The 4448-nt window shown below is 63.2% G+C and carries 3 protein-coding genes; all 3 read left to right on the top strand.

Features of this window, described 5'->3' with window-relative positions; all coding sequences use genetic code 11:
* The coding region (gene gcvT, locus ACR0AL_RS20915; protein ID WP_170352138.1) for a glycine cleavage system aminomethyltransferase GcvT at positions 1-1083 on the top strand (1083 nt) is incomplete at its 5' end.
* A gap of 18 nt (positions 1084-1101) precedes the next feature.
* Positions 1102-1467 carry a glycine cleavage system protein GcvH gene (gene gcvH / locus ACR0AL_RS20910; RefSeq protein WP_170352139.1) on the top strand — a complete coding sequence of 122 codons (366 nt, stop codon included), beginning with the start codon at positions 1102-1104 and terminating at the stop codon, positions 1465-1467.
* Positions 1468-1610: 143 nt separating this feature from the next.
* A partial coding sequence (gcvP, locus tag ACR0AL_RS20905; RefSeq protein WP_170362952.1) for an aminomethyl-transferring glycine dehydrogenase occupies positions 1611-4448 on the top strand: 2838 nt, incomplete at its 3' end.

Here is a 4448-nt window from a genome sequence, read left to right as displayed (position 1 = left end):
AAACGCACTCCTCTCTACGATCTCCATGTTGAGTTGGGAGGCAAGCTGGTTGATTTTGCGGGTTGGGAGATGCCTGTTCAGTATCCGCTGGGGATCATGGGTGAGCATAAGCAGTGTCGTGAGAAGGCGGCGGTGTTTGATGTGTCGCATATGGGTCAGGTGATCCTGCGCGGTGAGGATGTAGGCGCGAAGCTTGAGGCGATCTGTCCGCAGGCTTATGCGACGCTGAAGGAAGGCAAAGCCCGCTACGGGTTCTTCACGAACGAAGACGGCGGGATCATGGATGATCTGATCGTGTCGAATGCGGGGGATCATTTCTTTGTGGTGGTGAACGCGGCGCTGCGGCATCAGGACATTCCGCATATGAAAGCGAACCTTGAAGGCGTTGAAGTGACCGAGATCTTCGACCGCGCGCTGGTGGCGGTTCAGGGCCCCAAGGCCGAAGATGTCGTGGGCGAACTGTGCCCGGCGGCGCGGGACCTGAAGTTCATGGAAACCACCGTCGCCGATATCAACGGTGTCGAATGCCGCATCTCGCGGCTGGGCTATACCGGCGAGGACGGGTATGAGATCTCGATCCCCGAAGACAAGGCAATCGAGGTCACCAAGGCCTTTCTGGCGCATGAGGATTGCGAACCTGCGGGTCTGGGCGCGCGCGACAGCCTGCGGCTGGAGGCGGGTCTGTGCCTCTATGGCAATGACATCGACCAGACGACCTCGCCGATTGAGGCGTCCCTTGGCTGGGCCATTCAAAAGCGCCGTAAGGAAGAAGGCGGTTTTCCGGGTGCGGACCGCGTACAAAAGGAACTGGCCGAGGGTCCTGCGCGCAAGCTGGTGGGCATCAAGCCCGACGGTCGCGCCCCCGCGCGTCAGGGCGTCGAAGTCCAATGTGCCGAGGGCAATACCATCGGCCAGATCACCTCGGGCAGCTTTGGCCCCACGGTCGGCGGTCCCGTTGCGATGGGCTATGTGAGCAAGGGTCATGGTGAGCCGGGCGAGAAGGTCAATCTGATCATCCGGGGCAAGGCGCAACCGGCGCAGATCGTGGCGCTGCCCTTCGTCAAACAGAATTACAAGCGTTGAAGTCAGGAGAGAGACAACATGGCAACCTATTATTCCGAAGAGCATGAATGGCTGACCGTCGAAGGGGACACGGCCACGCTGGGCATCACCAAACACGCGGCTGAGCAGCTGGGCGAAGTGGTCTTCGTCGAGCAGCAGGAAGCGGGCGACGAGTTCGAAAAAGGCGGCGAGATCGGCGTGATCGAATCCGTCAAGGCCGCGTCCGAGCTTTATGCGCCGGTCGATGGCGAGATCACCGAGGTCAACGAGGCGCTGGCCGACAACCCCGGCGCGCTGAACGAAGACCCCGAGGGCGAGGCCTGGATCTACAAGATCAAGATCGCGGATGCCGCGCAGCTTGAGGATCTGATGGACGAAGCCGGCTACAAGTCCTTCATCGGGTAAATCTATGTCGGAGCCCTGTCCCTGGGGCTCCGCCCGTTCGGGCCTGAATCTGTCCACCGGACAGATTCCGGGACGGCCCTCACTCTCCGCCGGAGGCTCCCGCAGTCTCCGCCGGACCTGACCTTTTCGACAGGAGCGCTGCAATGGCCTTCAAACTGACCGATTACGAAGCCTATGACTTCGCCAACCGCCGCCACATCGGCCCGTCGCCCACCGAGATGCGCGACATGCTCAAGGTGATCGGCTTCAAGACGCTGGACCAGCTGATCGACGCCACGGTGCCGCCTGCGATCCGGCAGAAAGAGCCGCTGGACTGGGGTCCGGCGATGACGGAACGCGATGCGCTTTTCCACATGAAAGAGGTGGCGAGCAAGAACAAGGTTCTGACTTCGCTGATCGGTCAGGGCTATTACGGCACCACCACGCCAGCACCGATCCTGCGCAACATCCTGGAAAACCCTGCCTGGTATACCGCCTATACGCCGTATCAGCCCGAGATCAGCCAGGGCCGGCTTGAGGCGCTGTTGAACTTCCAGACCATGGTCAGCGATCTGACCGGGCTGGACGTGGCCAACGCCTCGCTGCTGGACGAAGCCACAGCCGCTGCCGAAGCGATGGCGATGGCCAAGCGCGGCGGTCGCTCCAAGGCCAACAACGCGGCCTTCTTTGTCGACCGCAACTGCCACCCGCAGACCATCGCGGTGATCAAAACCCGGGCTGAGCCGCTGGGCATCGACGTGCAGGTCGGCGACCCCGATGCGCTGGATGCAGGTGCCGTCTTTGGCGCGATCTTCCAGTATCCCGGCACCCACGGCCATGTGCGCGACTTCACCGCCGAGATTGCGGCGCTGCACGAACACAAGGCGATTGCCATCGTCGCCGCCGACATCCTGTCGCTGGCGCTGCTGAAGTCACCGGGCGAGATGGGCGCGGATATCGCCATTGGCTCGACCCAGCGCTTTGGCGTGCCAATGGGCTATGGTGGCCCGCACGCCGCTTATATGGCGACCACCGACAAGCTGAAGCGGTCGATGCCCGGCCGGATCATCGGTGTCAGCATCGACAGCCGCGGCAACAAGGCCTACCGCCTGTCGCTGCAAACCCGCGAGCAACACATTCGCCGCGAGAAAGCCAACTCGAACGTCTGCACAGCGCAGGCGCTGCTGGCGGTCATCGCCTCGATGTATGCCGTGTACCACGGCCCCGACGGCATCAAGGCCATCGCGCAATCGGTGCATCGCAAGACCTCGCGCATGGCCGCCGGTCTGGAAGAGGCGGGCTTTGCCGTGGAACCGGAAGTGTTCTTCGACACCATCACGGTCGAGGTCGGCCACCTGCAGAACGTCGTGATGGAGGCCGCCGTGGCCCGTGGCGTCAACCTGCGCAAGGTGGGCGACAGCAAAGTAGGCATCAGCCTGGACGAACAGACCCGCCCCGAGACCATCGAGGCCGTCTGGGGCGCCTTCGGCATCGACCGCAAGGATGACAGCTCGAACGTGGCCTACCGCCTGCCGGATTACGCGCTGCGCGAAAGCGCCTATCTGACCCACCCGATCTTCCACCAGAACCGGGCCGAGGCCGAGATCACGCGCTATATGCGCCGTCTGGCTGACCGCGACCTGGCGCTGGACCGGGCGATGATCCCGCTGGGGTCCTGCACCATGAAGCTGAACGCCACGATCGAGATGATCCCGGTCACCTGGCCCGAGTTCGGTAACCTGCACCCGTTCTGCCCCGAAGATCAGGCGCAGGGCTATCACGAGATGATTGCGGATCTGAACGACAAGCTGTGCCAGATCACCGGCTATGACGCGATCTCCCAGCAGCCCAACTCGGGCGCGCAGGGCGAATATGCGGGCTTGCTGACCATCCGCAACTATCATGCATCGCGGGGTGAGGCGCACCGCAATGTCTGCCTGATCCCGACCTCGGCGCATGGCACCAACCCGGCCTCGGCGCAGATGGTGGGCTATCAGGTTGTGCCGGTGCAGGCGGATGAGAACGGCAACATCGATGTCGCCGATTTCCGCGCCAAGGCGGAAAAGCACAGCGATCATCTGGCTGCCTGCATGATCACCTATCCGTCCACCCATGGCGTGTTCGAGACCACCGTGCAGGAGGTCTGCCAGATCACCCATGATCACGGCGGTCAGGTCTATATCGACGGTGCCAACATGAACGCCATGGTCGGCCTGTCGCGTCCCGGTGACATTGGCGGCGACGTCAGCCACCTGAACCTGCACAAGACCTTCTGCATCCCGCATGGCGGCGGCGGCCCCGGCATGGGCCCGATCGGCGTCAAGGCGCATCTGGAAGAGCATCTGCCCGGCCACCCGGAATACGGCAGTGCCATCGGCCCGGTCTCGGCCGCGCCCTTCGGCTCGCCGTCCATTCTGCCGGTCAGCTGGGCCTATGTGCTGCTGATGGGTGGCGCGGGTCTGACCCAGGCCACGAAAGTGGCGATCCTGAACGCCAACTACATCGCCGCGCGTCTGAGCGAGGCCTATCCGATCCTCTACACTTCGGAAACGGGCCGGGTGGCGCATGAATGCATCCTCGACACCCGTCCCTTGGACGAGGCCGCCCATGTCAGCGTCGACGACATCGCCAAGCGTCTGGTCGATTCAGGCTTCCACGCGCCCACCATGTCCTGGCCGGTGGCCGGCACCCTGATGGTCGAGCCCACGGAATCGGAACCCATGGCGGAACTCGACCGCTTCTGCGACGCCATGCTGTCCATCCGGGCCGAAGCGCAGGACATCATCGACGGCAAGATCGACGCGGACAACAACCCGCTGAAAAACGCCCCCCACACGGTGCGCGATCTGGTCGGCGACTGGGATCGCCCCTACACCCGAGAACAGGCCTGCTTCCCGCCGGGCTCCATGGGCGTCGACAAATACTGGTCCCCCGTCAACCGCGTCGACAACGCATATGGCGACCGAAACCTCGTCTGCACATGCCCACCAATGGACGCATAC

The organism is Ruegeria sp. BB1 (assembly GCF_056539465.1).
This window is presented reverse-complemented; position numbering and strand designations above follow the sequence as displayed.

What these genes read in the sequence shown, in the direction of transcription:
- gcvH (WP_170352139.1), top strand. Translation starts at nt 1,102, where the DNA reads ATGGCAACCTATTATTCCGAAGAGCATGAATGGCTGACCGTCGAAGGG.